The sequence below is a fragment of the Arthrobacter sp. 2YAF22_2 genome (genome assembly GCF_052114645.1).
GTDB lineage: Bacteria > Actinomycetota > Actinomycetes > Actinomycetales > Micrococcaceae > Arthrobacter.
In genome coordinates this window covers 1-2564 of the sequence record NZ_JBFRFD010000506.1, presented here as the reverse complement: position 1 = coordinate 2564, position 2564 = coordinate 1, and the positions used below count along the sequence as shown (strand labels likewise).

General features: G+C 67.7%; 1 protein-coding gene. It reads left to right on the top strand.

Features of this window, described 5'->3' with window-relative positions; genetic code table 11:
• A partial coding sequence (locus AB4Y86_RS16520) for an NAD-glutamate dehydrogenase domain-containing protein (RefSeq protein WP_441403258.1) occupies positions 1–2564 on the top strand: 2564 nt, incomplete at both ends.

The window sequence follows — 2564 nt, the reverse complement described above, 5'->3', positions numbered from 1 at the left end:
ACGGTGCACCGCTCGGCGTACCTGGACTACATCGGCGTCAAGAGTTTCGACGCTGCCGGCAACGTCAACGGCGAACGGCGCTTCATCGGCCTGTTCGCCACGACTGCCTACGCCGGCTCGGTCCGGGACATCCCGGTGGTCCGCGAAAAGGTCGACGCCGTGCTGCGCGGTGCCGGCTTCCCGCCGGACTCGCACTCCGGCAAGGACCTGCTCGGCATCCTTGAGACCTACCCGCGCGATGAGCTATTCCAGATCGAGGTACCCGACCTCGCCGCCATCGCCACCGGCATCCAGCGGCTGCAGGAACGCCGCCGGACCAGGCTGTTCCTGCGGCCGGATATCTACGGCCGCTTCATGTCCGCCCTCGTCTACCTTCCCCGCGACCGGTACACCACCAACGTCCGGCTGCGCATCGAGCAGGAACTGCGGCAGACCTTCGACGCGGTCTCCATCGACTACGAGGCCCGGATGACCGAGTCCGCCCTCGCCCGGCTGTTCTTCCGGATCCGGCTCCCCAAGGACGCCGACGTCAGCCACGTCAACACCGAAGACGTCGAGAAGCGTCTGGTCCGCGCCGCCCGCTCCTGGAGCGAGGGCATCACCGAGGTCCTGCGTGCCCGGGCCGGCGCCGACGGTGAGAACGGCGCCAAAGACCTCGCCGCTGTGTGGTCCGATGCCTTCCCCGCCAGTTACCGCGTCGACTACGAAGTCGAGGACGCGCTCGAGGACATCGCCCGCTTCGAGAAGTACGGCGCCGCCGAGCGCGCCGGCGGTGAGCGGCCCGGCGTGCACGTCTACCTGCCCGAGGGCGCCGGCGCGACGCTCGAAGAAGACGCCCGCGTCAAGCTGTACATGCTCGAACCCAAGAGCCTGAGCCAGATCCTGCCGTACTTCCACAACCTCGGTCTCGAGGTCCTGGACGAACGCCCCTTCGAGATCGGGACAGCCGACCACCGCGACTTCTTCCTGTACGATCTCGGCCTGAAGTACCCGGCCGGGGTGGACCCGGAGCGCACCGGTACCCTGATGGCTGAGGCCTTCGGTGCGGCCGTGTCCCGTGCGGTGGAATCGGACAGCTTCGACCGGCTCGTGCTGCGTGAAGGCATGCAGTGGCGCCAGGTGGTCGTGTTGCGCGCCTACGCCAAGTACATGCGGCAGATGGGCAACACCAACTCCTTTGAGTTCATGGCGGATACCCTGCTGGCCAACCCCGACGTGACCCGCGGGCTGACCGCGCTCTTCGCCGCCCGCTTCGACCCCGCGCTGGATGCCGCCGGACGCGAACAGCGACAGGACGAGGTCCGGACCGGCCTGGATGCGGCCATCGAACAGGTCGCCACGCTCGACGCCGACCGCGTCCTGCGCACCTTCAAGAACCTGATCCAGGCTACGCTCCGGACCAACTTCTACCAGAACAAGACGCACGTCAGCTTCAAACTGGACCCCTCCGGGATTGACGGCCTGCCGTTCCCGCGGCCGATGTACGAGATCTGGGTCTACGCGCCCCGGGTCGAGGGCGTGCACCTGCGTTTCGGCAAGGTCGCCCGCGGCGGACTGCGCTGGTCGGACCGCCGCGAGGATTTCCGCACTGAAATCCTCGGCCTGGTCAAGGCACAGACAGTCAAGAATGCCGTGATCGTGCCCACCGGCGCCAAGGGCGGCTTCTACGCCAAGCAGTTGCCGGATCCCTCCGTGGACCGCAGCGCCTGGATGGCCGAAGGGGTTGAAAGCTACAAGACCTTCATCCGTGGCCTGCTGGACATCACCGACAACCTCGTCACCACTGCGGACGGCGAAACGCTGGTGCCGCCAGTCGACGTCGTGCGGCACGACGGCGACGATTCCTACCTCGTCGTCGCCGCGGACAAGGGAACGGCCTCCTTCTCCGACATCGCCAACGGCCTCTCGGCCGATTACGGCTTCTGGCTCGGCGACGCGTTCGCGTCCGGCGGCTCCGTCGGCTACGACCACAAAGCGATGGGCATCACCGCCCGCGGCGCCTGGGAATCCGTCAAGCGGCACTTCAGTGAACTCGACCTGGACACGCAGTCCGAGCCGTTCACCGTCGTCGGCGTCGGCGACATGTCCGGCGACGTCTTCGGCAACGGCATGCTGCTGTCGCGGCACATCCGGCTGCTTGCGGCCTTCGACCACCGGCACATTTTCCTGGACCCGAACCCGGACGAGGCGGCCTCCTTCACGGAACGGCAGCGGCTCTTCGACCTGCCACGCTCCTCCTGGGACGACTACGACAAGTCACTGATCAGCGAAGGCGGCGGCGTCTTCGGCCGCCAGAGCAAGTCCATTCCGGTCTCCGCGCAGGTCCGGGCCGCCCTCGGGCTGCCGGAAGGCACCACGCGGCTCAGCCCGCCGGAACTGCTCCGTGCGATCCTCCTCGCCCCGGCCGACCTGCTCTACAACGGCGGGATCGGCACCTACGTCAAGGCGAGCACCGAAACCAACGCCGCGGTCGGGGACAAAGCCAACGACGCCATCCGCGTCGACGGCCGTGAACTGCGCGTCAAGGTGGTCGGCGAGGGCGGCAACCTGGGCATGACCCAGCG